Annotated in this window: 23 protein-coding genes and 2 pseudogenes; 19 read left to right on the forward strand and 6 right to left on the reverse strand. The window is 46.4% G+C overall.

Annotation, left to right across the window (positions count from 1 at the left end):
• Positions 1–2 precede the first annotated feature (2 nt).
• The 11 genes from BBC0178_RS04450 (at position 3) to BBC0178_RS04500 (ending at position 11179) form a co-directional block, all read left to right on the forward strand.
• Entirely contained in the window at positions 3–2123 is a 2121-nt protein-coding gene (locus BBC0178_RS04450) for a molybdopterin oxidoreductase family protein (protein WP_078039357.1), read from the forward strand.
• Positions 2124–2213: 90 nt separating this feature from the next.
• Positions 2214–3230 carry a beta-N-acetylhexosaminidase gene (nagZ, locus tag BBC0178_RS04455; protein WP_078039358.1) on the forward strand — a complete coding sequence of 339 codons (1017 nt, stop codon included), beginning with the start codon at positions 2214–2216 and terminating at the stop codon, positions 3228–3230.
• A gap of 81 nt (positions 3231–3311) precedes the next feature.
• Complete coding sequence (locus BBC0178_RS04460; protein ID WP_078040363.1) at positions 3312–4145, forward strand: segregation and condensation protein A; 834 nt, start codon at positions 3312–3314, stop codon at positions 4143–4145.
• Positions 4138–4842 carry an SMC-Scp complex subunit ScpB gene (gene scpB, locus BBC0178_RS04465; RefSeq protein WP_078039359.1) on the forward strand — a complete coding sequence of 235 codons (705 nt, stop codon included), beginning with the start codon at positions 4138–4140 and terminating at the stop codon, positions 4840–4842. The genes BBC0178_RS04460 and scpB overlap by 8 nt, the downstream gene beginning before the upstream one ends.
• Before the next feature lie 114 nt (positions 4843–4956).
• Positions 4957–5286, forward strand: coding sequence for a twin-arginine translocase TatA/TatE family subunit (locus BBC0178_RS04470; protein WP_077971052.1), 330 nt, complete (start codon positions 4957–4959; stop codon positions 5284–5286).
• Between the two features lie 62 nt (positions 5287–5348).
• Positions 5349–6125, forward strand: coding sequence for a Sec-independent protein translocase protein TatB (gene tatB, locus BBC0178_RS12310; protein WP_078039360.1), 777 nt, complete (start codon positions 5349–5351; stop codon positions 6123–6125).
• A gap of 21 nt (positions 6126–6146) precedes the next feature.
• Entirely contained in the window at positions 6147–6944 is a 798-nt protein-coding gene (gene tatC / locus BBC0178_RS04480; protein ID WP_078039361.1) for a twin-arginine translocase subunit TatC, read from the forward strand.
• 61 nt (positions 6945–7005) lie between these two features.
• The gene (gene serS, locus BBC0178_RS04485; RefSeq protein ID WP_078039362.1) at positions 7006–8283 is read left to right on the forward strand and encodes a serine--tRNA ligase; all 1278 of its coding nucleotides are present in this window, start codon (positions 7006–7008) and stop codon (positions 8281–8283) included.
• Between the two features lie 20 nt (positions 8284–8303).
• Positions 8304–9068: a 5'/3'-nucleotidase SurE gene (surE, locus tag BBC0178_RS04490; protein WP_078039363.1), complete on the forward strand. Its 765-nt coding sequence runs from the start codon at positions 8304–8306 to the stop codon at positions 9066–9068.
• Between the two features lie 4 nt (positions 9069–9072).
• Entirely contained in the window at positions 9073–9732 is a 660-nt protein-coding gene (locus tag BBC0178_RS04495) for a protein-L-isoaspartate(D-aspartate) O-methyltransferase (RefSeq protein WP_077971062.1), read from the forward strand.
• A gap of 262 nt (positions 9733–9994) precedes the next feature.
• Positions 9995–11179: a peptidoglycan DD-metalloendopeptidase family protein gene (locus BBC0178_RS04500; RefSeq protein WP_078039364.1), complete on the forward strand. Its 1185-nt coding sequence runs from the start codon at positions 9995–9997 to the stop codon at positions 11177–11179.
• 74 nt (positions 11180–11253) lie between these two features.
• Here the strand turns inward: BBC0178_RS04500 and BBC0178_RS04505 are convergent, their stop codons facing one another.
• Positions 11254–12117, reverse strand: coding sequence for an ATP-binding protein (locus BBC0178_RS04505; RefSeq protein WP_078040364.1), 864 nt, complete (start codon positions 12115–12117; stop codon positions 11254–11256).
• A gap of 244 nt (positions 12118–12361) precedes the next feature.
• Here BBC0178_RS04505 and yajC point away from each other — a divergent pair, with 244 nt between their 5' ends.
• The 4 genes from yajC (at position 12362) to BBC0178_RS04525 (ending at position 16626) form a co-directional block, all read left to right on the forward strand.
• Positions 12362–12898, forward strand: a complete 537-nt coding sequence (gene yajC / locus BBC0178_RS04510) for a preprotein translocase subunit YajC (protein ID WP_078039365.1) — start codon at positions 12362–12364, stop codon at positions 12896–12898.
• Between the two features lie 247 nt (positions 12899–13145).
• The gene (secD, locus tag BBC0178_RS04515; protein WP_078039366.1) at positions 13146–15392 is read left to right on the forward strand and encodes a protein translocase subunit SecD; all 2247 of its coding nucleotides are present in this window, start codon (positions 13146–13148) and stop codon (positions 15390–15392) included.
• Positions 15392–15778 carry an Mth938-like domain-containing protein gene (locus BBC0178_RS04520; RefSeq protein ID WP_078040365.1) on the forward strand — a complete coding sequence of 129 codons (387 nt, stop codon included), beginning with the start codon at positions 15392–15394 and terminating at the stop codon, positions 15776–15778. The genes secD and BBC0178_RS04520 overlap by 1 nt, the downstream gene beginning before the upstream one ends.
• Positions 15775–16626 (forward strand): phytoene/squalene synthase family protein, encoded by an 852-nt coding sequence (locus BBC0178_RS04525; RefSeq protein WP_078039367.1) that lies wholly within the window; start codon positions 15775–15777, stop codon positions 16624–16626. The genes BBC0178_RS04520 and BBC0178_RS04525 overlap by 4 nt, the downstream gene beginning before the upstream one ends.
• Positions 16627–16733: 107 nt before the next feature.
• On the opposite strand, the gene BBC0178_RS04530 is transcribed toward BBC0178_RS04525, so the two are convergent.
• From BBC0178_RS04530 to BBC0178_RS04550, 5 genes and pseudogenes are all read right to left on the reverse strand, one after another.
• Positions 16734–17960 (reverse strand): molybdopterin molybdotransferase MoeA, encoded by a 1227-nt coding sequence (locus BBC0178_RS04530; RefSeq protein ID WP_078039368.1) that lies wholly within the window; start codon positions 17958–17960, stop codon positions 16734–16736.
• Positions 17941–18362, reverse strand: a pseudogene (locus BBC0178_RS04535) (cyclic pyranopterin monophosphate synthase MoaC). The gene BBC0178_RS04530 and the pseudogene BBC0178_RS04535 overlap by 20 nt, the downstream one beginning before the upstream one ends.
• An 82-nt stretch (positions 18363–18444) precedes the next feature.
• A complete protein-coding gene (gene trpC / locus BBC0178_RS04540) occupies positions 18445–19239 on the reverse strand; it encodes an indole-3-glycerol phosphate synthase TrpC (RefSeq protein ID WP_188317783.1) in 795 nt (264 codons plus the stop codon).
• Positions 19229–20257 (reverse strand): anthranilate phosphoribosyltransferase, encoded by a 1029-nt coding sequence (gene trpD / locus BBC0178_RS04545; protein WP_078039370.1) that lies wholly within the window; start codon positions 20255–20257, stop codon positions 19229–19231. Before trpD ends, trpC begins: the two co-directional genes overlap by 11 nt.
• 7 nt (positions 20258–20264) lie before the next feature.
• A complete protein-coding gene (locus BBC0178_RS04550; RefSeq protein WP_078039371.1) occupies positions 20265–22154 on the reverse strand; it encodes a peptidyl-prolyl cis-trans isomerase in 1890 nt (629 codons plus the stop codon).
• A 160-nt stretch (positions 22155–22314) separates the two neighbouring features.
• On the opposite strand from BBC0178_RS04550, the gene tpiA reads away from it, so the two are divergent.
• The 4 genes and pseudogenes from tpiA to BBC0178_RS04570 all read left to right on the forward strand — a co-directional run bounded on the left by tpiA (position 22315) and on the right by BBC0178_RS04570 (position 26759).
• Positions 22315–23079, forward strand: coding sequence for a triose-phosphate isomerase (gene tpiA / locus BBC0178_RS04555; RefSeq protein ID WP_077971085.1), 765 nt, complete (start codon positions 22315–22317; stop codon positions 23077–23079).
• 80 nt (positions 23080–23159) lie between these two features.
• Positions 23160–23669, forward strand: a complete 510-nt coding sequence (gene secG, locus BBC0178_RS04560; RefSeq protein WP_078039372.1) for a preprotein translocase subunit SecG — start codon at positions 23160–23162, stop codon at positions 23667–23669.
• Positions 23670–24422: 753 nt separating this feature from the next.
• A pseudogene (locus tag BBC0178_RS04565) lies at positions 24423–24880 on the forward strand (L,D-transpeptidase); the annotation flags it as partial.
• 250 nt (positions 24881–25130) lie between these two features.
• Positions 25131–26759, forward strand: coding sequence for a CTP synthase (locus BBC0178_RS04570; RefSeq protein ID WP_077973499.1), 1629 nt, complete (start codon positions 25131–25133; stop codon positions 26757–26759).
• Positions 26760–26797 lie beyond the last annotated feature (38 nt).

The raw sequence follows: 26797 nt of genomic DNA on the forward strand, positions 1-26797 counted from the left end.
CCATGAACAACGTAAAAATTGGTCATACAGCCTGTCCCCATGATTGTCCTTCAACCTGTGCCCTTGATGTGGAATTATTGTCCCCAACAAAAATAGGCCGGATTAGGGGAGCAAAAGACAACACTTATACGGCAGGCGTTATCTGTGCAAAAGTCGCCCGCTATAGCGAGCGCGTACACAATCCGGCAAGAGTGTTGAAACCGCTTGTCAGAAAAGGTCCAAAAGGCGAGGGTAATTGGCAGGAAGTCTCATGGGGCGATGCACTCGACCTCATAGCCGAAAACTTTCAAAAGGCAGAGAGAAAATACGATTCAACCACTATATGGCCTTATTTCTTTGCCGGAACCATGGGATTGGTGCAGCGCGATTCAATCAATCGTTTGCGGCATGCAGGAAAATATTCGCGGCAATTTTCGACATTCTGTACCAATACTGCTGCAACCGGTTATTTTGCTGGTACTGGTCGAATCGCCGGTGTCGACCCGCGCGAAATGGAAAAATCCGATCTCGTGGTGATCTGGGGAACTAATGCGGCAAGTACGCAGGTCAATGTTATGACCCATGTCACCAGAGCACGTAAAGACCATCAGGCACGTATTGTCGCGATTGATGTTTTCGAGAGTGCAACGGTGCGTCAGGCCGATCTTGGCTTGATTTTAAGGCCGGGAACCGATGCAGCCTTGGCCTGTGCCGTGATGCATATATTGTTTCGGGATGGTTTTGCCGATTGGAAATATCTCGAACGCTATAGCGATGACCCGCACGGGCTTGAACACCACTTGAAAACAAAAACGCCACAATGGGCGGCCGAAATTACCGGTTTATCCGTCGATGAGATAGAAACTTTCGCCCATTGGGTTGGTACTACCAAACGCACGTTCTTCCGGCTGGGATACGGTTTTACGAGACAACGTAATGGTGCGGTTGCAATGCATGCAGCGCTTTCGGTGCCCGCAGTTACGGGAGCATGGCAATATGAAGGTGGTGGCGCATTCTATTCCAACGCTTCGATATTTGCTCTTAACAAAAATGAAGTGGAAGGAACGGCTTTCGCTGATCCGAAAATCCGTTCGCTTGATCAATCGAAAATCGGCAGAATTTTGCTTGGCGATAAAGAAACACTTTATGGTGGCCCGCCTGTAACCGTTTTGTTTATCCAGAATACCAATCCGGCAAATGTTGCGCCCGAACAACGGTTAATCCACAAAGGTTTGGCACGCGAGGACCTTTTTACAGTGGTTCATGAGCAATTTATGACGGATACCGCTAAAATGGCCGATGTCGTTCTGCCTGCAACAATGTTCCTCGAACATGATGATATTTATCGGGCAGGTGGCCAACAGCATATTCTTTTAGGACCGAAATTGATTGAACCTCCGCTCGGACCGAAGCCAAATCTTTATGTTATAAACGAATTGGCAAAACGGCTCGGATTTGGTCACATGGCGGGGTTCGATAAAACAGCCGTTGAACTTATCGATAATATGTTGAGAGCGTCACACCGCGGGACTTATGAAGAGCTTAAGGAAAAACGCTGGCTTGACGTTCAGCCACCTTTTGAACGCGCCCATTTTCTGAACGGTTTTGCCTGGCCAGACAGGAAATTCCGTTTCAAGGCAAAATGGACAGGTTATGAAGCTCCCGACACTCCCCCTGATACGATGGGGTATCAAGGGCCGTATCAAGAAATGCCCGATTTTCCCGACCAGTGGGATGTTATTGAAAAAGCGGATGAAGAACATCCGTTCAAACTTGTAACGTCGCCCGCACATAATTTTCTCAATTCAACATTTTCGGAATCGCCGACATCTTTACTGAAAGAAATACGTCCAACGCTCATGATCCATCCCGATGATGCGGCAATGTATGATATAAAGGATGGCGATCTTGTCGAGATAGGCAATCAACGCGGTAGTGTGGCGCTTCATGCAAAATTGTTTAAAGGCTTAAAAAGACATGTTGTGGTCTCGCAAGGATTGTTTGCCAATTCAAGTTTTGTTCGGGGAGAGGGGATAAATGTTTTGACCGGAGCAGATTCACCGGCTCCTAATGGCGGCATAGCCGTTCACGATATAAAAGTCTGGGTGAAAAGGCTTGATAATTCCGCCAAGACGCAACGTTAACTAAGTCACGGCAAATACTCGAAAAATGCTATAGAGTCGTTATAATTGATTTCGGAAAGGCGCCTTGAGACGGCGAAACAGTTAAGGACTATGCAAAATATGAAAGCTATGATTGTCGGAGTGTCAGGTCTGAGCCTAACGGCAGCCGAAAAAGATTTTATAGCAGAAAACCAGCCTTGGGCTTTTATTCTTTTTGCAAGAAATATCGGTTCGGCAGACGAGGTTAAACAATTGACCTCTTCGCTCGTCTTGGCAAGTGGCCGAGAGGATGTTTTTATTTTTATTGATCAGGAAGGTGGACGTGTCCAAAGGCTGCGTGCGCCGCTAGCGCCCGATTATCCGCCAGCGGCAACATTAGGTGAACTCTATAAAAAGGATAAAGCAAAAGGTTTGCGCGCAACCTTTATCATGTCACGTCTTCACGCATTTGATCTGCGCCGGTTGGGAATAAACGCCGACTGCCTGCCGCTTCTTGATGTGCCGATTGAAGGAGCAGATAATGTCATTGGTACGCGTGCTTATGGCAATGACTATGAAACAGTTATAGCCTTGGGGCGAGCAGCCGCAGAAGGTTTGAAGGCAGGCGGTGTCCTGCCGGTCATGAAACATATTCCCGGTCACGGTCGCGCATTATGCGACACTCATAAAAGCCTTGCCCGTGTTGATGCATCACTGGAGACTTTACGTCTTAATGATTTTGCCCCGTTCGAGGCATTATCCGATCTTCCGGTAGCAATGACGGCGCATGTTGTTTATGAAAGCGTTGATTCCGAAAAACCGGCAACCTTGTCAAAAAAGGTCGTGGGCGGCATTATTCGTAAAGAGATTGACTTTGACGGCTTGTTGATGACGGATGACTTATCGATGAAGGCGCTTTCAGGCGATCTGGGTGATTTGGCAAAAGAGGCTTTCGAAGCCGGATGTGATCTTGTTTTACACTGCAATGGCGAACAAGAAGAAATGCAAAAAATCGCTGCAGCAACGCCCTGGCTTGAAGGAAAATCGCTCGAGCGCGCGAAAAATGCAACCAATTGGGTTGGCAAACCCGATCAAGCTGACGAGAAGGCATTGCGGGAGGAATTTCAAAATCTCCTTGCGTTAAGCTAAGAGGTATCGGATTTGGCTCAAAACGACAAAAAATCTAATCCGAAATTAAAAAACGCGAACGGAAACCGTGCTCAAAAAGCAATGGAACCGATTTGGGAACAGGATGAGGAACACGGCGTCAGTGAACCGACATTGGTGATCGATGTTCAGGGGTTTGAAGGCCCGCTTGATCTATTGTTACAATTGGCTCGTAACCAGAAAGTCGATCTGGCACATATATCCATTGTCGAACTTGTACAACAATATCTTGATTTCGTTAAAACAGCACATGAATTGAGACTCGATCTCGCGGCCGATTATCTGGTGATGGCCGCCTGGCTTGCTTATCTCAAATCCCGTCTTCTGGTGCCGCAGCGGTCGGATGACGAAGGTGAAAGTGGCGAAGAGCTAGCCGGATTGTTACAATTCCGTTTGCAGAGGCTTGAAGCCATGCGCGAAGCGGCAGGACAGCTTGTAAACCGTAACCGTTTGGGGCGTGATATTTTCAAGCGCGCCAATCCGGAAATGGTGGTGGTTGAAAAAAAGCACCTCTATGATGTATCGCTCTATGATCTGTTGATGGCTTATGCCGGTTTGCGCCAAAGGCAGGCAGTGAAACGCGTCGAAGTAGGAAAGAGAGAGGTCTGGTCGCTAAAAGCCGCGCGCGCGGTATTGGTGCGGTTGATGGGCGAAGCAAAAGATTGGCAGGCATTAGACAAGTTTCTATTTGCTTTTATCCCGACAGCTTATGAACGCCGCACAGCTTTAGCCAGCACTTTTGCGGCAAGTCTTGAAATGGTGAGAGAAAAGCAGCTTGATATCCGTCAGGCTGCGCCTTTTGCTCCGATTTATCTTCGTGCGCACAAAAAGGCTGATGGGCCGAAGACCATAAATATCGGGGGCGGGGTAAAGCCCGAAAGCAAGCAAGATGGCTGAACAAAAAAACGCAGAAAAAAATAAAAATGGCGAGCTCAACATAACGCCCGAACTTGTTCGCATGGCCGAAGCAATTGTTTTTGCGTCGAGCGAACCTGTGACTGATCGCGCTTTGGAAGAGCGGCTTCCCAAAGGCGCAAATATTTCGGCGATTATAGATGTTTTGAAACAGGATTATCAAAAACGCGGGGTCAATCTCGTAAAAGTGGGAAATGCTTATGCGTTCCGGACAGCACCCGATCTTGCGTTTCTTTTGAACAGGCAAGAAGAGCGGCCAAGGAAACTTTCCCGTGCTGCTTTGGAAGTGCTGGCAATTATTGCCTATCATCAGCCGATAACACGTGCGGAACTAGAAGACGTCAGAGGCGTTGAAACATCGAAAGGCACGTTGGATGTGCTGATGGAAGCAGGTTGGGTGAAAATTCGTGGAAGGAGGCGCGTTCCGGGACGACCGGTCACTTACGGAACGACCCTTGCTTTTCTGGATGAATTCAGCCTGCCGGAAATTTCGGATTTACCGGGGATGGAAGAGCTGAAAGGTGCAGGTCTTCTATCTTCCAGATTACCGGCCAATTTCCGTATGCCGTCACCGACAGCCGATCCGGATATTCTGACCGATGAAGAAGAACCGCTTGAAGATGTCAATTTGGAACAATTAGGACTTTTAAGTCCACTTGATCGGGAAGAAAAATCTTAAAATCACCTTGTTTGGGAATTAAAAATGTAAATACACGTGGTTGTGTTTAAAAGACTTGAAAAAAGTGTCTAAAAGTACACATTAAGACAGTTCCAGCATTGAAGAGAGTACATAATGGGAAATTTCCTTTCACCTGTTCACCTCATAGTGATCTTACTCATCATCCTTGTCCTATTCGGTCGTGGTAAAATTTCGGAATTCATGGGCGATTTTGCTAAAGGTATCAAGAGTTTCAAAAAAGGTCTGAAAGAAGACGATGACGAGGCTGAAACTCAACAACCGGCAGAGCGGCCGGAAATTAAAACCATTGATGTTCAGCCGGAAGAAACAGTTCAGCCGGCCAAACGTGTAGCGAGTCCCCGTAAACCGGCGGCAACAAAAACTGCATCCCGTTCAACCAAATCGAAAGCTAAAACAACGCAACGTAAAACAACGAAATCGTGAAGTTTGTTGTTGTCAGAGCTTTTGTTGAGAAAGCCTTTCTTGTTGGAAAGGGTCTTTGAATAATGTTCGGAATCGATGGACCGGAATTTATTGTTATCCTCATCGTGCTGATTGTTGTGGTCGGCCCGAAAGACTTGCCGAAAATGCTGAAAGCTATTGGCAAGGCGACGGCGCGTATGCGCACGACGGCAAACGAGTTCCGTCGCCAATTCGACGAAGCCATGCATGAAGCCGAGCTTGATGATTTGCAAAAAACTCTTACCGATGTAAAGGACCTTGATCCTCGCAAAAAGCTAACCGAAATATTCGATCCCATTCGGGACGTCGCGAAAGATGTCAAAGCGAGTATTGATGGGCATCAGGATGCAGAGACATCAAGCATAAACGATCAATCTTCGGAACAATCGGATAATAAATCATCTGGCGAAGCTAATAGCGCATCGGATAAATCAAATTCGCAAGCTGTTACGTCGAATAGAGAAACAGTAAGCTCTGTCAGAATAGTTGATGATGAAAAATTCCAGTCAGCTACAGTTTCAACTGCCTCTGCAGGAGTTGACAGCATGGCGACAGAGGAACATCCGGCAACACCAACATCCTCCGAAGTGACAAGAACAAAGCGGACAGTTGAAACACCGGCCAAAGGCAAGATGACGGCAAAACAAACCGCAGCGTTGAAGCCGAAAACGGCAACAAAGCGTAAGGTGTCAGCAACAACAAAGTCGTCATCGCCTGAAAAGACCGCTAGTACCGGAGCTGTGAAAGCTCCTGCACAAGAACAGAAAACTGTAAAACAGGCCGCTTCACGGCCTAAAAAGACAACCGTTGCCGACGTTTGAATAAAATAGGAAAAAATCATCGTGCATGAGGATGAAGACGAAGTCGAAGCAAGCTCGGCACCGCTACTGGATCATTTGATCGAGTTGCGTCACCGCATCATCGTATCTTTGATTGCATTCGCCATTGCCTTTATTATTTGCTTTTTCGTCAAGGATTATATTCTGAATTTTCTGTTGTGGCCTTATCAATGGGCAATGAAAATTTCGGGTGGTAATCCTGACAGCATCCGTTTGCAATCAACACAGGTTTGGGAAACTTTTCTGACCAAAATGAAGCTTGCAGCTTTTGGCGGTGTCATTTTGTCATTTCCTTATCTTGCGTTCCAGTTATACAGCTTTATTGCGCCGGGGCTCTATCGCAACGAGAGGCGCGCTTTTTTGCCATTTCTCGTCAGTGCGCCGGTATTGTTTCTTTTGGGCGGTGCATTTGTCTATTGTGTGCTTGCCCCTATGATGTTGTGGTTTTCCCTGTCACAGCAATTATTGCCTGATTCTCATTTGAAAGTTGAATTTATCGCACGTATTTCCGATTATCTGAGCTTTATGCAGTCTTTCATTCTGATATTCGGACTTATCTTCCAGCTTCCTCTTGTTACCAGCCTGTTGACAAAAGCAGGTCTTATTACGTCGAAAATGCTTGTTTCCAAACGGAAATGGGCAATTCTAATCGCTGTTGTTGTTGCGGCAATGGTGACACCTTCCGATTTCTTTACGATGTTCGGCGTCGCGCTTCCGACAATTCTGCTTTATGAAGTTTCTATTATTGTTTCACGCTGGATTGAAAAGAAACAGGCAAAACAAAATAACAAGGCTTCCTGATTAGGCCATTGTGGTTTAAGAACAGAAATAGAATTAAAAAAATTTGTACAGGAATATCTTGATGCTTGATATCAAATGGATTCGGGAAAATCCGCAGAAACTCGACGAAGCTTTGGCAAAACGTAGTGCCGAACCACAGGCAGAGAAACTGATAGCGCTTGATCTTGAGCGTCGTAACCACGTTTCTCACGTTCAGGTTGCGCAGGAAAGACGCAATGCAGCTTCGAAAGAAATTGCACAGGCTATGGCATCCGGTGATAAGGAACGGGCCGAAGCCTTGAAGTCGGAAGTGGCAGAACTCAAAACATTCCTTTCAACAGCAGAGACAAAAGGAAAAGAGCTGACCGCCGCTCTTGATGAGGCACTGTCCCGTATTCCTAATATTCCGCTTGATGATGTGCCGGTAGGGCGCGACGAAAATGACAATGTTGAACGTTATAAGGTGGGAACACCACCGTCTTTCCCGTTCGAGCCCAAACAACATTTCGAAATTGGTGAAAAACTTGGCCAAATGGATTTTGATCGTGCGGTCAAACTTTCCGGCGCGCGTTTCACAGTTTTGTCGGGACAGCTTGCCCGGCTTGAAAGGGCACTTGGCCAGTTCATGATTGATGTCCACACTCTGGAACATGGCTATCGTGAAGTTTCAGTTCCGGTTCTCGTTCGTGACAGCGCACTTTTCGGCACTGCCCAATTGCCCAAATTTGCCGAAGACCTGTTCGAGACAACAGATGGGCGTTGGCTTATTCCAACGGCGGAAGTGCCTCTGACGAATCTCGTTGCAGGCGATATTCTGGACGCCAAAAAGCTTCCGATTCGTGTCACTGCCTTGACCCCTTGCTTCCGTTCGGAAGCCGGTGCTGCCGGTCGTGATACACGCGGTATGTTGCGTCAGCACCAGTTCTGGAAAGTCGAAATGGTGTCTATTACCGACGAAGACAGTTCTTTGGATGAATTGGAACGCATGACAGGGTGCGCTGAAGATATTTTAAAACGTCTGGGGCTTCCCTTCCGGACAATTACGTTATGTACCGGTGATATGGGATTTAGCTCCCGCAAAACATATGATTTAGAAGTATGGTTACCGGGGCAAAATACCTATCGCGAAATCTCGAGCTGCTCGGTATGCGGTGACTTTCAGGCGCGGCGTATGAATGCGCGTTACCGGAAAGAAGGCGAAAAATCGACGCGCTTCGTTCACACTCTGAATGGCTCTGGAGTTGCTGTCGGGCGCTGTCTCATTGCAGTTATGGAAAATTATCAGCAAAAAGATGGTTCCGTGGTTATTCCGGACGTTCTGCGCCCTTATATGGGTGGATTGGAACGGATTGAAGCGTAAAAATTTCAGGGAACTTCAATATGCGTATTTTGCTAACCAATGATGACGGTATTCATGCGGAAGGGCTGAAAATTCTTGAACAGATCGCCCGTCAACTCTCTGATGATGTCTGGGTTGTCGCTCCGGAAGAAGATCAAAGCGGTGTTTCACATTCTTTGACCATTTCAGAGCCTTTACGTTTGCGTCAAATTGATGAAAAACATTTTGCTTTGAAAGGCACTCCTACCGATTGTGTCATTATGGCGGTCATGCATATTATGCCGGAAGCGCCCGATCTTGTTCTTTCGGGGGTTAATGCCGGAGGTAATTTGGCTGACGATGTGAGCTATTCGGGAACGGTTTCAGGTGCGGTAGAAGGGATGCTGCAGGGGATCCGCTCGATTGCTCTTTCACAAGAATTTTTGCACGAAACGAAGCGCGACAATATACCTTGGAATACGGTTTTATCTCTCGCTCCGGATATTTTGAAAAAGCTCGTAAAAATTCCGCTTCCCGAAGGTGTTTTGCTCAATGTAAATTTCCCTGCTTGCGAAGCTGACGAGGTGACAGGATTGTCTGTTGCTCCGCTTGGTAACCGCGGACACCAGATACTTATCGATAAACGCGCTGATGGTCGTGGCCTACCTTATTACTGGATGTATTTCAGCAGAGGAAAGGGCAAGAACAAGGACAAAACAGATATTGATGTGCTTCAGGAGAAGGCTATTTCTGTTACTCCAATAGAGCTTGATCTGACGGCACATAGATTTTTGGATGCATTAGAAAAAGCGCTCTTGGGAAAATAGAGGGATGGAAGCGATGCCCCCTATGTCAGAACGAGAAGAATTGATAAGCCTTGTCCTGAAAATGCGGGGCAGGGGGCTTGATGATATGGCCTTATTTTCTGCATTGGAACGCACATCGCGTCGGGACTTTGTTTCGGCACCTTTTACCGATAGTGCTTATGAGAATAAGGTTATCCCGATAGAGTGCGGCGAATATATCGAGCGGCTTGAAGAACAGTTATATATTATTTCTGCATTGTCTCTCGAAAAAAAACATCGTGTGCTCGAGATCGGAACGGGCTCGGGCTTTACCGCTGCTTTGATTGCAAGACTTGCGGGTCGAGTAACGACGGTCGAAAGATATAAAACTTTATGCGACATTGCCCGTCAACGATTTCACGCACTGGAAATAGATAATATTGTTTTGCGACAAATGGACGGCAGCCGCGCTTTGTCCGGGTCAGGCCCTTATGACCGGATATTGGTGTGGCCATCACGTAATCGTGATCCACAGGAATTTCTCGAATTATTGGCAGCCAATGGTGTGCTTATAGAAGCTATCGGACCGGACGAAGGCGAACAGATGGTTGTACGCTATCGCAAGACCGGAAGCAGGTTCGAGAGGACAGATATGTTCAGAGTGCGCTACCAACCCTTCATCGAAGGCGTTGCAGCTATTCTGTAATTTCCTCAGGAATATCGCTTCCTGAAATCAATAACCTCATTGAAAATCGTCAGACGATAAAAGGCTTAATCCCTCTGATAGGCTTTTTTTCAACTCCTCGTAAATTATATATAATAATATGTGCTTGTGATCAGTTTATGAGGCAGGGGGTCTATTTCGACGGGCAATAATTTTTTTTAACCTTAATCGAAATTTTAACCGTCGAGTAACATTAACACGTTTTAATGGCTACAGTTGAGTATCGGGTATATGGACAAAAAACATGCGTTTGAAAGTTATGAGTAAAGCTTCGCACCGCTATCTTCGAACAGCGGTATTGTTCATCCTAGCTGGTTTTGCCACGGGATGTAGTTCAGGTACTCAACGGTTTACCGACAGTTTTTATACCGGTGCTACCGCCAATCAGCAACAGGCGATCAACAAACAAGCCGGTTACCAACAAATGCCGCAAACCACAGGCTCGATCCAGAGCAGCGAGTTGCCGCCCGTAGCCGGTCAACCTTCCTATCAGGCAGCCCAGTCGCAATCCCAACCGACTTATGGTTCTTCTGCTTCCCAGCCAACGCAGGTAGCATCTGCTGGTCAGGTCTTAGGCACACCGCCGCACAATCTTGGGCAGATGTCATCATCGTCTTCGTCAATGCCCTCACAATCGGCATCAAAGAAAAATGGCAGCTATATCGTACAAAGTGGCGACACACTTTATAGCGTTTCGCGGAAAACCGGCGTAAGCGTCGAATCGCTTAAAAGTGCTAACGGTTTGAGCAATGGTGCAATCCGTGTCGGGCAATCATTAATTATTCCGGGCGGTCATAATACGGAAGTAGCTTCAACAGCTCCTCAAACAAAAACACAAACGCCGGCAGCTTCTCCTGAAACAAAGCAGGTAGCGCCGACAAAGACCGCTGCTGCAAGCCAGCCGGCATCTTCTCAACCGGCAGCCGAACCGGTTAAGACCGCACAGAATGAACCCGCAAAACCTGCTGCCGAGCCTGCTGTTGCAAAAAGCAGCGATACGACGATGAATCAGGCTGAAAATGTAGCCGTTGTAGCACCTCAGGCAACCGGCATTTCCAAAATGCGTTGGCCTGCACAGGGACGCATTCTTTCAAGCTTCGGTCAGAAAGAAGGTTCAAGCACGAATGACGGTATCGATATTATGGCACCGGAAGGCTCGTCCGTTAAAGCGGCAGAAAACGGTGTTGTTATCTATGCAGGTGATGGTTTGAAAGAATTCGGAAACACTGTGCTTATCCGCCACGAGAATAATATTGTTACTGTTTACGGACATAACAGCAAAATTCTCGTTCAACGCGGACAGAAAGTCCGCCGTGGTGATGAAATCGCAAAATCGGGTATGTCGGGCAATGCATCGACGCCGCGTGTCCACTTTGAAGTGCGCAAGAATTCGAGCCCTGTCAACCCGATCAAATATCTGGAAAACTGATAGCTCTATAAAAGTCTGAATTTTACGAGAAAGCCGGTTTTTGACCGGCTTTTTGTTATTTTATCGGAAGTCGCTTAATTGAGTTTCTTGCCCAATCGTCCGGCTAATCCCATAATAAACTGCCATGCCACGCGTCCGGAACGGTTTCCACGCGTTGTTGCCCATTCGAGCGCATCATGATGGATTTTATCAAGCGGTTCATCAAGTCCGTAATGGCGAACATATCCGTCAATCATATCGAGATATTCATCTTGTGCGCATTTATGAAAACCGAGCCATAAACCGAAGCGATCCGACAACGAGACTTTTTCTTCGATTGCTTCGGAGGGGTTCACGGCGGTCGATGATTCATTATCAATCATCTCGCGGGGCATTAAATGACGGCGGTTGGAGGTTGCATAAAAAACCACATTTTCCGGACGCCCTTCGACACCACCATCAAGGGCAGCTTTCAATGATTTATAAGACGTGTCATCCTGATCGAAAGACAAATCATCGCAAAAAATAATTGACCGGTATGGCGTTTTTCTGAGTTCCGTTAGCAATATCGGCAATGTTCCTATGTCTTCACGGTGGATTTCAATAAGTTTCAATGGAAGTTTATCGGCTTTTTCTTCGTTAATTTTCGCTTGAACGGATTTTACCAATGAAGATTTGCCCATGCCTCGCGCTCCCCAAAGGAGTACGTTATTAGCCGGCAAGCCGTTAGCAAATTGGCGCGTATTTTCAATGAGCGCATCACGCGCCTGATCGACCCCCTTGATGAGGTCAATATCAATTCTATTTACGTGTTTGACAGGCGTCAGAGCAAGTTTATCAGGGTTCCATACAAAACAATCACAGTTATCCATATTAAGAGGCTTGGCTTCTGCGGGGGCCATGCGCGACAATATAGCAATCAGTTGATCCAGTTTGCGGTTTAGATTTTCATCAATCATTTTCATTTCCGCCAATTAAGTAGAAGCGTATCTTTATCATGTGTAATATTAAAACCAAAATTTTTCTTCATGAAAACATTGCCGGTTGCGTTCTTGCAGGCAAAGCTTTAATGCCTAGGATTGAATAAAAATCGCTTGAAGCGGTTGAATGAGCTTCAAGCTCGTTGATGTCGCGTTTGACTTGTCAATTACATGGATCAATCCAAAACGGGTAATGCCCGCTATCAAAGCTAGGAGATAGTTAATGTTTATTACCAACGCTTATGCACAGGCCGCTGGTGGTTCGACGGGGGAAGTGTCAACTTTGATGACGTTTGCACCTTTTATTCTGATTTTCGTCATCATGTATTTTCTCATTATCCGGCCACAACGCAACCAGATGAAAAAGCGTCAGGAAATGCTGAATGCCATTCGTCGTGGCGATACAGTGATTACTGAAGGCGGCCTCATCGGTCGTGTTACGAAAGTTGTTGGTGATGCTAACGGTGAAGTAGAAATCGAAATTGCAGAAAATACCCGCGTTCGCGTGATGCGGGCGAAAATTCTGACTGTCGAGGTCAAGGGAGAGCCGGTTAGTGAACAAAAGTCCAAGCCTGCACTAAAAGCTGCTAAAGGCAAAAATAAGAAAAAACAGTCGGATAATAGGCAAGAGTCAAACACTGATCAGACTGAACAAGCAGCTTCGGCCGAGGACAATAATAGCGGAAATGATACCGCAAAAATCGAGAAAGACGAAAACAAGTCCGATAGTGCAGCAAGTCAGGAAAAGACCGGAGCTTGAACGAACAGAAAACGGATATTTGACGTTTTTTTTAACTTTGTTAAAGATGATTCCCGTTAAACGGGAATCATTGATTCTTGCAAAATGGCAATTTCCACGAGTTCCTATCGGAATTGTCATTGAAAGTTTCTGAATAACAGGGTCTTTCCTGTTTGAAATGCTTGCTTTGGCGCGAATGTCATTGGCACACTCTATTGATTGTAATTTTGGGAACGTAAAATTTTGAGGTAAAATCGGGAGCCTTCTCATGCTTTATTTTCCTCGCTGGAAACGGCTTCTGATCTGGTTCGTCGTTCTTGTTGGCGTGATAATCGCCTTGCCCAATATTCTACCTCAGGCTTTGCTTGCCCATTTACCGCAATTCTATTCAACGCTTCATTTGCCAATGGGTGTAGATTTACAAGGTGGTTCGCGCCTTGTGGTCCAGTTGCCAAAAAATGAAATTGCTGAACGCGATGCGACAATAGACGTCATGAAAAGACGTCTCGATATCGGAGCCGCGGGGTTTAAAGACTATTCTATTGCCAAGCAAAGCCGCGATAAAATCCGCATTGAAGTACCGGGACTTTTCGATGTCCAGTTGCTCAAAGATATCGTAAGTGTGACTGCGCGTTTTTCACTTTATGAGGAAGACACATCTGTTCCGGTAAACGATGTGATTATGGGCAAAGTTGCGCGTCCCGAAGGCACAATTGTTACCTATTCAATGGATGACCCGCCGGTAAGCTATTTGCTGAAAGATCGTCCGTTTTTGACCAATGACAATATTGCGAGCGCCTATGCAGAAAAAAACACCGATACGGACGGCTCGTTATTAACTGTCGCATTGGATAGCGAAGGACAACAAAAACTTTCCGAATTTACCCGAAAAATTCCTGACAAGCGGCTTATCATTGTGTTTGACAATGAAGTGCTGGCAGCGATGAGATTTCCGGTACCGATTGACGACGGCTATATTCGGGTAGGGCCATTGCCGGATGATGTAGCCCATAATCTCGAAACTGTTCTGACAACCGGACCACTCCCGACAGATCTTACTTTTATTGAAGAAAGAACAGTGGGAGGAGACCTCGGAACAGCCTATGCAAAAGCCGGTTTGCACGCTGCTTTTGGCGCTCTTATTATTGTTGCCGTTTTCATGGTTTTGTCATACGGCCTTTTGGGGCTGACTGCCGATGTGGCACTGGCTGCCAATTTGATGATGTTGGTTGCAGTGTTAAGTCTTGTCGGCACACCGCTGACGCTTGCCGGATTTGCAGGTCTTGTTCTGATTATCGGAGTATCGGTTGATGCCAATATTTTGATTTACGAGCGCGTACGCGAGGCAAGACGCAACAATTATTCGGTTACCCAAGCCGTTGAAGCCGGATTTTCCGGCGCCATGAGCACGATTGTTGACGCGAACGTCACAACTTTCATTGCCGCACTGGTTTTGTTCATGTTGGGCACCGGTCCCATTCATGGCTTTGCGCTCACAGTTACGATCGGCATTTTGACCTCGCTCTTTACGACCTTCACATTCACGCGGATGATGATCAGCTGGTGGATCCGGACATTCCATCCTCGTGAAATACCACAGCGTATCATTCGGATTATTCCCCCCAATACCAGTATCCGCTTTATGAAACTTGGCAAAATAACTCTGGCCTTGTCGACGGTGCTGATTATTTTAACTGGCGGTCTCTATGTGACAGCGGGGGTAAATTACGGAATCGATTTTGCCGGTGGATCTTTAGCGGTTCTCGAAGCTAAAAACGGTAAGGCCGATATTTACGACATTGCCTCGCGGGTTAACGATCTCAATATCGGGGGAGTCAATGTTTCGCCAACCAAAAGGCCTTCGGAAGCCGAATTGACAATTGCAAGTCAGGAAAATGGCGAAGATGCCGAACAAACTGTCGCGGTAAAACTTCGGGGCGAATTCGGCAGTGATTACACTTTGCAGCGCCTTGATATTGTCGGTCCGACAGTTTCGGCAGAATTGAGCCGTGTCAGCGCACTTGCTATTTTCGTGTCATTGCTGGCAATATTTGTTTATGTTCTATGGCGTTTCCGCTGGCAATTTGCAATCGGAGCCGTTTTGACAACGGTTCATGATATTATCATTCTTGTCGGCATTTTCCTGCTGTTCCAATGGCAATTCAATCTTTGGAGCATAGCCGCACTCCTTGCTATTATCGGCTATTCTTTGAACGACACGATTGTTGTTTACGACCGGGTCCGTTCGCTCCTTAAAAAACGCGGCAATATAGATATGCGCAGTCTCGTTGATATAGCTATCAACCGTACCTTGTCGCGCACAATTTTGACCTCTCTTGCAACTTTGCTGGCACATGTCCCTCTTTATTACTTTGGCGGCGCCGATATGAAAGATTTTGCATCGGTTCTCCTCATTGGTATAATCATAGGCACATATTCTTCTATATTTATAGCCGGTCCATTGCTGGTGCTCTTGAGAGTCAAGCCGAACCAGACCGACGGTAAGGGTTCATGATGTCTGATGCAATCAAGATGAGGGAGGCACATTTCCCCGGACGTGCGCCTATTGATGCTTATGGAAATGGTGGTTTCCGGTTTGCCGATATGTCGAATCGGGGCTCGATCATTTGCGTTCCGTCCGGCATATATGGTCTGGAAATGAAAACGCCTGTGCCGACCATGGAGGACATAAAGCATGTTCTTGATGAAGCTGATAAAATCGAGGTTTTTCTCGTTGGTACAGGAGAAAATTTGTTAAGGTTGCCTGAAAACTTGCGAATGGTTCTGCGCAAAAAACATATTTCTACAGACACGATGAGTACCGGCGCTGCAGTTCGTACATTTAATGTTCTCTTGGCGGAAGATCGTGCAGTCGCCGCACTCCTTTATGCAGTTGAATGAATAAAGAAGCTTCCTATTGTTTAAAACTGTTAAAAGAGAGCGATAGAGATCGCTATCTCTCGATATTATTCGCACCGCTACAATATCGCGAAGGACTTGCGAGCCTTTTTGCTTTTAATGTCGAGATCAATCGAATTTCGGAAACAGTGCATGAGCCGATGATTGGTGAAATTCGTTTGCGTTGGTGGCGTGATGCAATCGAAGCCGGTAAAACGGGTGAGGGCAATCCCGTCTTAAGTGCATTGCTTTCAACTATCCGGCAATATGATTTACCGAAAGCAGCGCTGCTACGCTATTGTGATGCACGTGTGTTTGATTTTTATGATGATCAAATGCCTGATCTCACAAGTCTTGAAGGCTATTGCGGTGAAACAACAAGTGCGCTTTTGGAACTTGCATGCCAGATTCTCGAAAAAAATGCGTCGTCATTGACGGCGGAAGCGTCAGGACACGGCGGTGTTGCAGATTTTATGTGTCGGCTCTTACGTTCGCTCCCCTTGTTAAAAGCAAATGGGCGCCAATATTTTCCGAAGAATATTGTTGAGGCAACGGCAGAGGATTTTATTGTTTCTGCCCCTCATAAAGAATCAGAACAGCAGAAAAAACTTTTAAACGCCGCAATCGAATTCGATAAAAAACATTATCAGAAATTCTATCAATATTATAAAAACTTGCCAGTCAGTGTGCGTCCGGTTTTTCTACCTCTGGCCATCATACCGGAGGCGCTACGAAAAATTGAAAAGAAAGGCACATTGGCGTTCAAAGAATGTGTCACACCTTCTCCGCTTCGCCATTATCTCGCTGTTACAAAAGCAGCTATAACCGGACGCATGCCAAAAATATTGTAGACCCGCACCATCGGGTTTGAAAATGCATGCATAGTTCCCGATTTTAAATGGCATGCCGCGTCGTTATCGTCTTTCAGCGCGGCATTAGCTGGACCACGCCGAAAATATTATAAGCCGGCGCCGTCAGGAATGAAAATGCGGCATGGCTCGCCCACTTGAAGCGGCGTGCCGTTTTCTTCCCGAATGATGAGACAATTCGCATTGGCCATGAGCCGTATCAAGGATGAATCCTGACTACGCACCGGTGTGACCCATCTTTCACCTTTTGCGTTAACGGTGAGATTGGCACGGACAAAATGTCGTCTCGGGCCGTTTTCCGGCAACGGGACAGCAAGAAGTGCGTCTTCGATATGAGGGCGATAAGTTCTTCCTGAAAGTTTTTCCAATATCGGAACCAGAAAAATATGGCCGCAAACCATGCTTGACACAGGGTTACCGGGAAGCCCCAAAACCAGCATTTTATGGTCATGTGGCAAAACCCCGAACATGAGGGGTTTACCCGGACGCATTGCAACTTTCCAGAAGTCGAGTTTCATACCTTCCGACTTCAAAACAGTTTGCACAAGGTCATATTTACCGACAGAAACACCACCACTGGTGACAAGAAGATCAACTTTTTCTTCTTTTGCACGGTGAATCTTTTCGCGGATTGATTCTTCATTGTCGCGAGCTATCCCGAGATCGACAACGTCGCAATGATGGCCCCTTATCAGATAGGTAAGACCATAGGAATTCGAGCATACGATCTGGTCTTTTCCGGGGATCTCGCCAGCTTCTACAAGCTCATTTCCTGTTGCCAAGACAGCAATTTTCGGACGCCTGACAACTTTTACCGCTCCATGGCCGGTTGACGCGCAAAGTGCCAAAGCAGAAGGCGTCATGACACGCCCTTTTTTAAGAACACTGTCACCTTTTTCGAAATTTCCGCCTCTGGGACGAATATTGGCATTCGGTTCGGGCACTTTTGTAAAAGAGACGCTATCGCCTTCTATGACGGCGTTTTCCTGAATTATAACGGTATCGGCGTCGTCAGGAACGGGAGCACCGGTAAAAATCCGGACAGTTTCGGCTTTGCCGATTTTTCCGTCATAGCCTTTGCCTGCTGCGGCCTCTCCGACAACATGGAATTTCGTGTCTTGCCGGTAATCCTGATAGCGTATGGCAAAACCATCCATAGCAGAGGAACGGAAGGGAGGTTCGGTCAATTCGGCTATAACATCCTGAGCCAGAACTTGCGCCTGTCCAACCTTGGTCAATGGAGTAAGCACGCTTTCAAGCGTTTCAGTTGCTGCAAGTAAACGGTTTAGAGATTCGTCAACATTGATGAGAGGCATTTTTTTCTTCTCGCTTCCATGTGCCAGATTTTCCTCCCCGCTTTTCCAATAAACAAATATTGCTGATGATCATGTTTTTATCGAGAGCTTTTGCCATATCGTAAATCGTCAAACATGTGATGGATACAGCCGTCAAAGCTTCCATTTCGACACCGGTTTTGCCGTTAAGACTGACGGTTGCAGTAATTTGATAGCCGGGCAAATCATGATCGGCGGTAATGTCGATAGCAATTTTTGTGAGCATGAGGGGATGGCATAACGGAATAAGCTCCGATGTTTTTTTTGCCCCATAATGCCCGCTATTCTGGCTGTTGCCAAAACATCGCCTTTCGGGGCGTTGCCATTTTCGATTGCTTCGAGTGTTTCCCTTGCCATCTTTATAGAACCATGGGCAATAGCTATCCGGTCGGTTTCGCGTTTTCCCCCGACATCGACCATGTGTGCTTCACCTTTGGCATTCACATGGGTTAGTTTATCGCTCATTTTATAGTCCTAATAAGGTTCTTGTCGCCTTTGTTACATCGTTCTGCCGCATCAGACTTTCTCCGATAAGAAATGAACGAATGTTGCTTTTTTCCAATCTTTTCAGATCATCGTGGGTAAAAATGCCACTTTCTCCCACCAACAGGCGATCATCAGGAACCATATGGGAAAGTCTCTCGGAATTGGCAAGATCAACTTCAAAATTGCGCAAATTGCGGTTATTGACCCCGATAAGCGGCGATTTGAGTTTTAATGCCCGCTCAACTTCGGCTTCATTATGGGTTTCTATGAGAACATCCATACCAAGTTCGAATGCGGTTTCTTCCAGTGCTTTAGCCAAATTGTCATCAACCGCCGCAAGAATGATGAGAATGCAATCGGCTCCCCATGCGCGGGCTTCATAAACCTGATAGGTGTCGAAGAGAAAATCTTTTCTTAAGGCAGGAAGATTACAAGCTTTGTGTGCCAATCGCAAAAATTCTGGAGATCCCTGAAAAGAGGGGGTATCGGTTAGAACCGAAAGACAGGCTGCCCCACCTTTTTCATAAGCTTTTGCAAGTGCCGGCGGGTCGAAATCTTCTCTGATAAGCCCCTTTGACGGGCTCGCTTTCTTAATTTCGGCAATCAAACCGAAAAGACCTTTATCTTCCTTGGCTTTCAGTGCTTTATAAAAACCGCGTGGTTTTTCAGCCTTTGCGGCCAATTTTTTTAAGTTTTCGAGCGGCAAAGCTTCTTTAGCTTTGGCTATTTCCTGACGTTTATAGGATTCAATTTTCTTTAGAATATCACTCATTATTGTCACCAAGGTCGTTCGAAACCTTTATCAATTGTTCCAGCTTTTCTTTAGCTTTACCTTGATCGATACTTTGCTTGGCAATTTCGACACCTTGTTTCAGTGTGTCGGTTTTTCCGGCTATGATGAAAGCGGCGGCAGCATTCAAAAGAACAATATCACGATAAGCTCCGTGTTGCCCTTCAAGAACGGCTCGCAATGCCTGTGCATTATATTGAGGGTCGCCACCTTTGAGGTCTGCCATTGTAACACGTTTCAAACCGGCATCTTCGGGGGTCACTGTGAAAGTTGTTAGGACGCCGTCTTTGAGAGCAGCAACGTCGGTTTCGCCTGCTGTTGTCAATTCATCCATGCCGCTGCCATGAACGACCCAGAGTGATTTCGAGCCAAGTCCCTGAAGAACTTTGGCGATAGGAACAACCCATTGGGGTGAAAAGACGCCGATCAACTGGTTCGTAACGCCGGCAGGATTGGAAAGCGGTCCGAGTATATTGAAGATTGTCCGTGTACCAAGTTCGACACGCGCAGGCCCCACGTGCCGCATCGCCGAGTGATGGGTTGGTGCAAACATGAAGCCTAGCCCCACTTCACGGATGCAGCGTCCGATCATTTCAGGGGTAGCATCAATATTCACACCAAGGGCCGCCAAAGCGTCGGCAGCACCTGATTTTGACGATAAGGCACGGTTTCCGTGTTTACCCACAGGAATTCCGGCACCGGCAACAACAAAAGCCGTAGCGGTCGAAACATTGTAAGAACCTGACTGATCTCCACCAGTACCGACAATATCGACAGCGCCATCTACTGAATCGACCCGCAACATTTTCTTACGCATGGACGCAACAGCACCGGTGATTTCATCAATGGTTTCGCCGCGAACCCTGAGCGACATTAAAAAACCACCAATCTGGGCAGGTGTTGCCTGACCGGACATCATGATTGTAAAGGCTGCTTCGGCTTCATCTTTTGTGAGTGAAGCACCCGTTGCAACCTTGTTTATAAAAGGCTTAAGGTCACTCATGATATCCTCACTGAAGGTTGTTGGTTATTGCTTTAAGATTCGCGATATTGGCTTTGACAGGTGCCTTTGCATTGGCAAGTTCCAAAATTGCAAGACCGAGATCTGCTCCCACCATAGCATCGATATTGGCCTTTAGCTGAGGCTCGAGCGATTTGGGGTCGGTGTTCAAAGGTTGAACCGATTCTGTTACAAGATAAACAATCCGCTGGTCCTTATCAGCGGCCTTGGACACACCGCTATGCCCCTTGGGACCGGAGAAAGCCGCATTGATACCATCAGCTCCCAGGACTTCATCCGAACCACCACGTTTAAGCCCGCGAGCTGTCTTTTTCGCCACACCAAGCTCTCGAGCCAAATCATCAAGTGTTTTGTGATCTTTCAATTCCTGTTCCAGTTTCGAAGCTTTCTCGTCGAGTAGCCTTTGTGTTTCCCCGGCTTTCCATAAAGCGACGACTTTATCTTTAACCTCATCCAGAGTTTGGTCACGGGAATCGACAATTTTGTCAACGCGATACCATAAGTAACCGCCTCCCTTGATCGCAATGGGATCAAGATCGGCTCCTTCTGTAGCCTGAAAGATATTATCAACGAGCATAGATTGTTGTGGTAAATCAGCTACTGCTTTTCCATCAGGCGTTTGGGCCTTTGAATCAATCGTAACCTTCCGCAAATCGAGCTTATATTGTTTTGCGAGCTCATCAAGCGACGCCCCTTCGAAACGGGCATTTTCAATGGCATCATGATTATCGCGCATAGCATTTGCGGCGTTTTCCTTGGCTAATCTATTGCGGATATCCGGTTCGGCTTTTTCCAATGGAGTAGGACCTTGCGGTGTAATTTTTACAACACGCATGATGACCGGTCCTTCAAGATCGTTGATGACATCACTGACCTTGTTTAATTCCAGTTCGAAAATGTCTCTTGCAATGGTCGACGAGAAACCGGTTTTTGCTGCGGGACCTTTGGTAATGTCTTCCAGTGTTTTATGTTCACTGCTGACCAGATCCTCGAAAGTCGTTCCATTACGGAGTTTGGCGGAAGCGTTGTCTGCTTCTTGTCTTGTTTTGAAGCGCAATATTTGAACCGTACGTTCTTCGGGTGACATGAAACGCGAAGCATTGCGGGTATAATAGTCCTTAATTTCATCCTCGGAAATATCGGCAGGTTTAAGCAAGCTTTCCGGTGTCATTTCCATTAAAGTGACCTGACGATATTCCGGTGCGTGAAATTCGGCCTTATGGGCGTCAAACGATTTTTGCAATTGTTCGGAAGTGGGGGCTTTAATTTCGCCAATTTCTTTTTTCGTCACGAGAAGATAATCGACAGAGCGTGTTTCGTTGCGGTAATTTAGGAGTGCCGAGTAAAATACGTCGGGCGCAGCCATGTCGTTGACTGCGGAATAGACAAGCTGGTTACGTTTCTCTTTACCGGCCAGGTAATCAATAAAATCAGCCTCGGGAAGCCCCTCTTGTTTGAGATAGCTCAGAAAAATAGTGCGATCGAATTGCCCTTGCTGTTGAAAAAACCGGTCGGCGCCTATGGCACGGGCAATTCCATCTTTTGAAACGCCGATTTTCATCAGCCGAACCTGCTCGTCGAGCAATACATCCTGCTGAAGCTGGCTAAGCGCCATTTGCGGAAGACCGTATTGCTTGGCTTCGGCTTCGGAAAGCAAACGTGGTAGCTGATTGGTGCTCGCAAAAAGCTTGATCTGATCTTGCAAAGCTAATCTGTAAGTATTGGCTTTGATTGTGGATTTTCCCGATGTGAACAAGTCATGTCCACTTGTTCTTCTTAATTCCGGCACTCCCCATAAAAGGACAAAGCATAGAACAAGCAGACCGAGGAAAACCTTGGCAATCCAAGAATTGACAGCACTTCGTATTGTATCAAGCATCGGCGAATTCCGTTTTAATTGGCTTCATTTAAGCAAAAAGCTCTGATAGGATGTGCAACAAAGGCGCACAATATGCAAGGTTTAACACTTGCTTTAGTGGTGTAATTTGTTAGTTAAGGCTATTAATGCGCTGTTTTAAGACTGTTATTGAGGAAAAATCATGACACCGAATGTTAGACCGCTCGTCGCAGGAAATTGGAAAATGAATGGCACTGGCGAATCTCTTGCCGAGTTGCGGGCAATTTCCGCTGGTGTTAATTCGGATCTTGGACGTTTATTCGAAGCATTAATTTGTGTACCGGCTACTTTGCTCTCCAGAGCCGCCGACAGTCTTGATGGCGAAAAACTTCTTCTCGGCGGGGAGGATTGCCACACAGCCGATTTTGGTGCCCATACCGGAGATATTTCCGCTCCCATGCTCAAAGAGGCCGGAGCGAGTTACGTCATTGTCGGCCATTCGGAAAGACGGAATGACCATCATGAAAGCAACGATCTTGTTCGGCAAAAAGCCGAAGCGGCGTGGCGAGCCGGTCTGGTTTCGATAATTTGTGTTGGTGAAAAACTTGAAGAACGCGAAAGCGGAAAGACGCTTGATGTCATTGAAAAACAATTGGCTGGTTCTGTCCCCGATCATGCAACACCGCAAAATACCGTGATTGCCTACGAACCGGTTTGGGCAATTGGTACCGGTAAAACACCGACAGCTAAAGACGTTGGTGAAGTCCACGAATTTATGCGCAACAAGCTGGTTGCCCGTTTTGGACAATCGGGAAAACTCTTCCGTTTGCTTTATGGTGGTTCCGTCAAGCCTGATAATGCTGTCGAATTATTGGGCGTTCATAATGTCGACGGTGCGCTGGTCGGCGGAGCGAGCTTGAAAGCCAATGATTTTCTGGCAATTTGCGGCGCTTATCGGAAATTATAGTTGAAGATTTTTGTCTTGCCTCTTGGATTATGTAAAATTACGTGTAAACAGCCGCGAACGGTAATAATAGAGCAGAGCTTATGCAGACAGTATTGATTGTCATTCATCTTCTAATTGTCATCGCACTTGTCGGCGTTGTATTGATACAGCGTTCCGAAGGCGGCGGCTTGGGCATTGGCGGTGGTTCCGGCTTTATGACAGCGCGCGGTACAAAAAATGCGCTGACACGGCTGACGGCAATTCTTGCCCTCTGTTTTTTTGCAACATCAATTGCTCTAGTAGTTCTGGATAGTGTTTCCAATCCTGCTGCCGATATTATCAATCGTATTCCTGCAAAGGAAACACAAGCTCCGACTCAAAATACACCGTCGACAACATCGGGACAGATACCGACAGGTGAAGGTCAAGCACCGGCAAATAATGCAAATCAGCCGGCAGGTTCTGAACAGTCTGGTGGTAAAGATCAGAAGAGTGGTCAAAGCACGACAACGCCGGATGCCCAGAAATCTTCCACAGATGGCAATAAATCAGCTCCGGTTATGGAAAATCCGGTGCCGCAGCAACAGGAAAATCCGGTTCCAAACAACTAAACGAGGGTTTGGTGTAGGAGTTTGATATTCCGATCAATTGGTTACAGAAAATAAAGGGCGGTTTTCGCCCTTTTGTTTTTTAAACCGCTCAGTTGTCTTCTGTTGAATTTTTAGGCCCAAAAAATTTTATAGTAGTTCGTTAGATCAATTAAATAATTTTTATCGCCGATTAAATTCTTCATCCAATCGGGAAATCGGGTTTAAAATTTTCTGAAGGGTTTACCGAAAAAAGAATGGTATTCGTTAAAAAAACCATTCAGAGCTGCAAGAAAAACAAATAAATTTTCTATTAGGGATTTTCTATCTCACGGTTTGAACGTGGGTTTTAACTTTGTTTTCTCTGGTGGTTGGCCGAGCGAAATATTACTTTAGCAGAATAGCTTCTACCCAGACAAATAGAAAAAAATTCCAAATCTTAACAAAGTGTTGCATGACTGCCATAGCGGTCAATCAACTTTTATGGCGCTACTTGAAAAAGATTGAGCACAAACAAATTTGGTCGTATGAACAGCAACAGTGTTGCTAAAACCGAATTTGTTGTAAAACCTCTCGAACTTTCATCGCGGAATTGAAGTTGAAATGATCCACCGTTTATTGATTGCCGGTTTGTCCGGCTTGTTTTTTTTGTCAGGTCATGCTGCCTTTTCAGAAGAAATTGCTGATAGCGATGATGCCGATAATGCGCAAGTCGCATCGGTTGCGCCCGTTGGACATATTCAGATACCAACGGTCAAAAGTTATAACGTACCGGAAAAATATCGTCCTCAGACCGTATCCTTTTCCGGCTATAAACCGGGGACGATTGTTATCGATCCCAAGAATTATTTCCTTTATCTGATCGAGACACCGACAACAGCAAGGCGTTACGGAATTGCTGTTGGTAAAATCGGGCTTCAGTTCAAAGGAACAGCCAATATTCGTTTTAAACGCGAATGGCCACGTTGGATTCCGACAAAAGATATGGTTAAACGTAGTCCCAGCATTACGCAAAATTTGCCAATGGTATGGATGGGGGCCCGGGAAATCCGCTCGGAGCACGTGCACTTTATCTCTGGCAGGGTAACAAAGACACCTATATTCGTATTCATGGGACAGTCCAGCCTTGGACAATCGGTTCTTCTGCTTCCAATGGTTGCTTCCGTATGATCAACGATGACGTGCTTGATCTTTATGATCGGGTCGATGTCGGTACAGAAGTTGTTGTGCTTTGAAACTGTAAAAAATCCATTCTTAATAGCCCCGTTTAATACGGGGCTTTTTGTTAATAAAAACAATGACTTAATGCTGAAAACGAATCAGTTTTTCAAGTCTTGGCCGGCTTTTTAAGCTGAAAATCGGCAGAGAGCATAAAAATAGGGTCTTTTGGATAGCCCTTCGGGAATCGTAATTAAAAAGAAAAAATTGCGAAAACCCAATTTTTTTCTGGAAGAATCATCAATGAACGGTTATCTCCATAAGCCCATGGCACGATATGTTTTTATTACTGGTGGCGTGGTTTCTTCCCTTGGAAAAGGCATTGCCGCAGCAGCTTTAGCTGCATTGTTACAGGCTCGCGGGTACCGTGTAAGGATCCGCAAGCTGGATCCTTATCTTAACGTTGATCCCGGCACGATGTCGCCTTATCAGCACGGAGAAGTCTTCGTGACCGATGACGGCGCCGAGACCGATCTTGATCTTGGGCATTACGAGCGTTTTACCGGTCGTTCGGCAAACAAGCAGGACAATATCACGACCGGCCGCATTTATCGAAATATCATCGAGCGTGAGCGGCGTGGCGATTATCTAGGCGCGACTGTGCAAGTCATTCCGCATGTTACCGATGAAATCAAAAATTTCATTATGGAAGGGAATGAGAATTACGATTTCGTTTTATGCGAGATTGGCGGCACGGTCGGCGATATCGAAGCAATGCCGTTTTTGGAAGCAATAAGGCAGCTTCATAATGAATTACCGCCTCATACAACGGTCTATATGCATCTGACATTGATGCCCTATATTCCCGCTGCCGGAGAATTGAAAACCAAGCCGACACAACATTCGGTTCGTGAATTACAGTCTGTGGGTATTGCTCCGGACATATTACTTGTGCGTGCCGATCGGGCTATTCCGGAATCGGAACGGCGCAAACTTTCGCTCTTTTGTAACGTCCGTCCGTCAGCCGTGATTCAGGCGCTTGATGTCGATACGATTTATGACGTTCCGATCGCCTACCATCGTGAGGGGCTGGATTCGGAAGTTCTGGCTGCTTTCGGAATTGATCCGGCTCCGGAACCGAAAATGGATCGCTGGATCGAAATTAATCGTCGTCTTCACAATCCGGAAGGCGAAGTCACTATTGCTGTGGTCGGTAAATATACCGGCTTAAAAGATGCCTATAAATCTCTTAACGAGGCTTTAACTCATGGCGGTCTTGCCAATAAGGTCAAAGTCAATCTCGAGTGGATAGAATCGGAAATCTTCGAAAAAGAAGACCCGACGCCTTATCTCGAAAAAGTGCATGGTATTCTTGTTCCCGGCGCTTTCGGTGAACGTGGTGCCGAAGGCAAGATCATGGCCATTCGTTTTGCTCGCGAGCGTAAAGTTCCGTTTTTTGGTATATGCTTTGGTATGCAGATGGCCTGTATAGAGGCGGCCCGTAATCTCGGCGGTATCAAAAATGCTTCGTCGACCGAATTTGGTCCCACGGACGAGCCGGTCGTTGGTTTGATGACAGAATGGCTTAAAGGGAATGCTTTGGAAAAACGTGCTGAAAAGGGCAATCTCGGTGGCACAATGCGCCTTGGCGCTTATGAAGCAATCCTGAAAGAAGATAGTGCCATTGCAAAAATCTACGGAAAAACCGATATTTTCGAACGCCATCGCCATCGTTACGAGGTCAATATCGACTATAAAGAGCGGCTTGAAAATTGTGGTTTGATTTTCTCAGGGATGTCACCGGACGGTGTTTTGCCGGAGACGATCGAATATAAGGATCATCCGTGGTTTATCGGGGTTCAATATCACCCAGAGCTGAAATCCCGTCCTTTCGAGCCTCATCCGCTTTTTGCCTCTTTTATAAAAGCAGCGATGGTACAAGGCAGATTGGTTTAATAAGGGCGATCGGTTTAATATCGTATTCGTTTTTGATA

The organism is Ditibartonella apihabitans (genome assembly GCF_002007485.1).
GTDB lineage: Bacteria > Pseudomonadota > Alphaproteobacteria > Rhizobiales > Rhizobiaceae > Bartonella > Bartonella apihabitans.

Coding starts and splice junctions, on each gene's coding strand:
- BBC0178_RS04450 (WP_078039357.1), top strand. CDS start 3: ATGAACAACGTAAAAATTGGTCATACAGCCTGTCCCCATGATTGTCCT.
- nagZ (WP_078039358.1), top strand. CDS start 2,214: ATGCAAAATATGAAAGCTATGATTGTCGGAGTGTCAGGTCTGAGCCTA.
- BBC0178_RS04460 (WP_078040363.1), top strand. CDS start 3,312: ATGGAACCGATTTGGGAACAGGATGAGGAACACGGCGTCAGTGAACCG.
- scpB (WP_078039359.1), top strand. CDS start 4,138: ATGGCTGAACAAAAAAACGCAGAAAAAAATAAAAATGGCGAGCTCAAC.
- BBC0178_RS04470 (WP_077971052.1), top strand. CDS start 4,957: ATGGGAAATTTCCTTTCACCTGTTCACCTCATAGTGATCTTACTCATC.
- tatB (WP_078039360.1), top strand. CDS start 5,349: ATGTTCGGAATCGATGGACCGGAATTTATTGTTATCCTCATCGTGCTG.
- serS (WP_078039362.1), top strand. CDS start 7,006: ATGCTTGATATCAAATGGATTCGGGAAAATCCGCAGAAACTCGACGAA.
- surE (WP_078039363.1), top strand. CDS start 8,304: ATGCGTATTTTGCTAACCAATGATGACGGTATTCATGCGGAAGGGCTG.
- BBC0178_RS04495 (WP_077971062.1), top strand. CDS start 9,073: ATGGAAGCGATGCCCCCTATGTCAGAACGAGAAGAATTGATAAGCCTT.
- BBC0178_RS04500 (WP_078039364.1), top strand. CDS start 9,995: ATGCGTTTGAAAGTTATGAGTAAAGCTTCGCACCGCTATCTTCGAACA.
- BBC0178_RS04505 (WP_078040364.1), bottom strand. CDS start 12,117: ATGATTGATGAAAATCTAAACCGCAAACTGGATCAACTGATTGCTATA.
- yajC (WP_078039365.1), top strand. CDS start 12,362: ATGTTTATTACCAACGCTTATGCACAGGCCGCTGGTGGTTCGACGGGG.
- secD (WP_078039366.1), top strand. CDS start 13,146: ATGCTTTATTTTCCTCGCTGGAAACGGCTTCTGATCTGGTTCGTCGTT.
- BBC0178_RS04520 (WP_078040365.1), top strand. CDS start 15,392: ATGTCTGATGCAATCAAGATGAGGGAGGCACATTTCCCCGGACGTGCG.
- BBC0178_RS04525 (WP_078039367.1), top strand. CDS start 15,775: ATGAATAAAGAAGCTTCCTATTGTTTAAAACTGTTAAAAGAGAGCGAT.
- BBC0178_RS04530 (WP_078039368.1), bottom strand. CDS start 17,960: ATGCCTCTCATCAATGTTGACGAATCTCTAAACCGTTTACTTGCAGCA.
- trpD (WP_078039370.1), bottom strand. CDS start 20,257: ATGAGTGACCTTAAGCCTTTTATAAACAAGGTTGCAACGGGTGCTTCA.
- BBC0178_RS04550 (WP_078039371.1), bottom strand. CDS start 22,154: ATGCTTGATACAATACGAAGTGCTGTCAATTCTTGGATTGCCAAGGTT.
- tpiA (WP_077971085.1), top strand. CDS start 22,315: ATGACACCGAATGTTAGACCGCTCGTCGCAGGAAATTGGAAAATGAAT.
- secG (WP_078039372.1), top strand. CDS start 23,160: ATGCAGACAGTATTGATTGTCATTCATCTTCTAATTGTCATCGCACTT.
- BBC0178_RS04570 (WP_077973499.1), top strand. CDS start 25,131: ATGGCACGATATGTTTTTATTACTGGTGGCGTGGTTTCTTCCCTTGGA.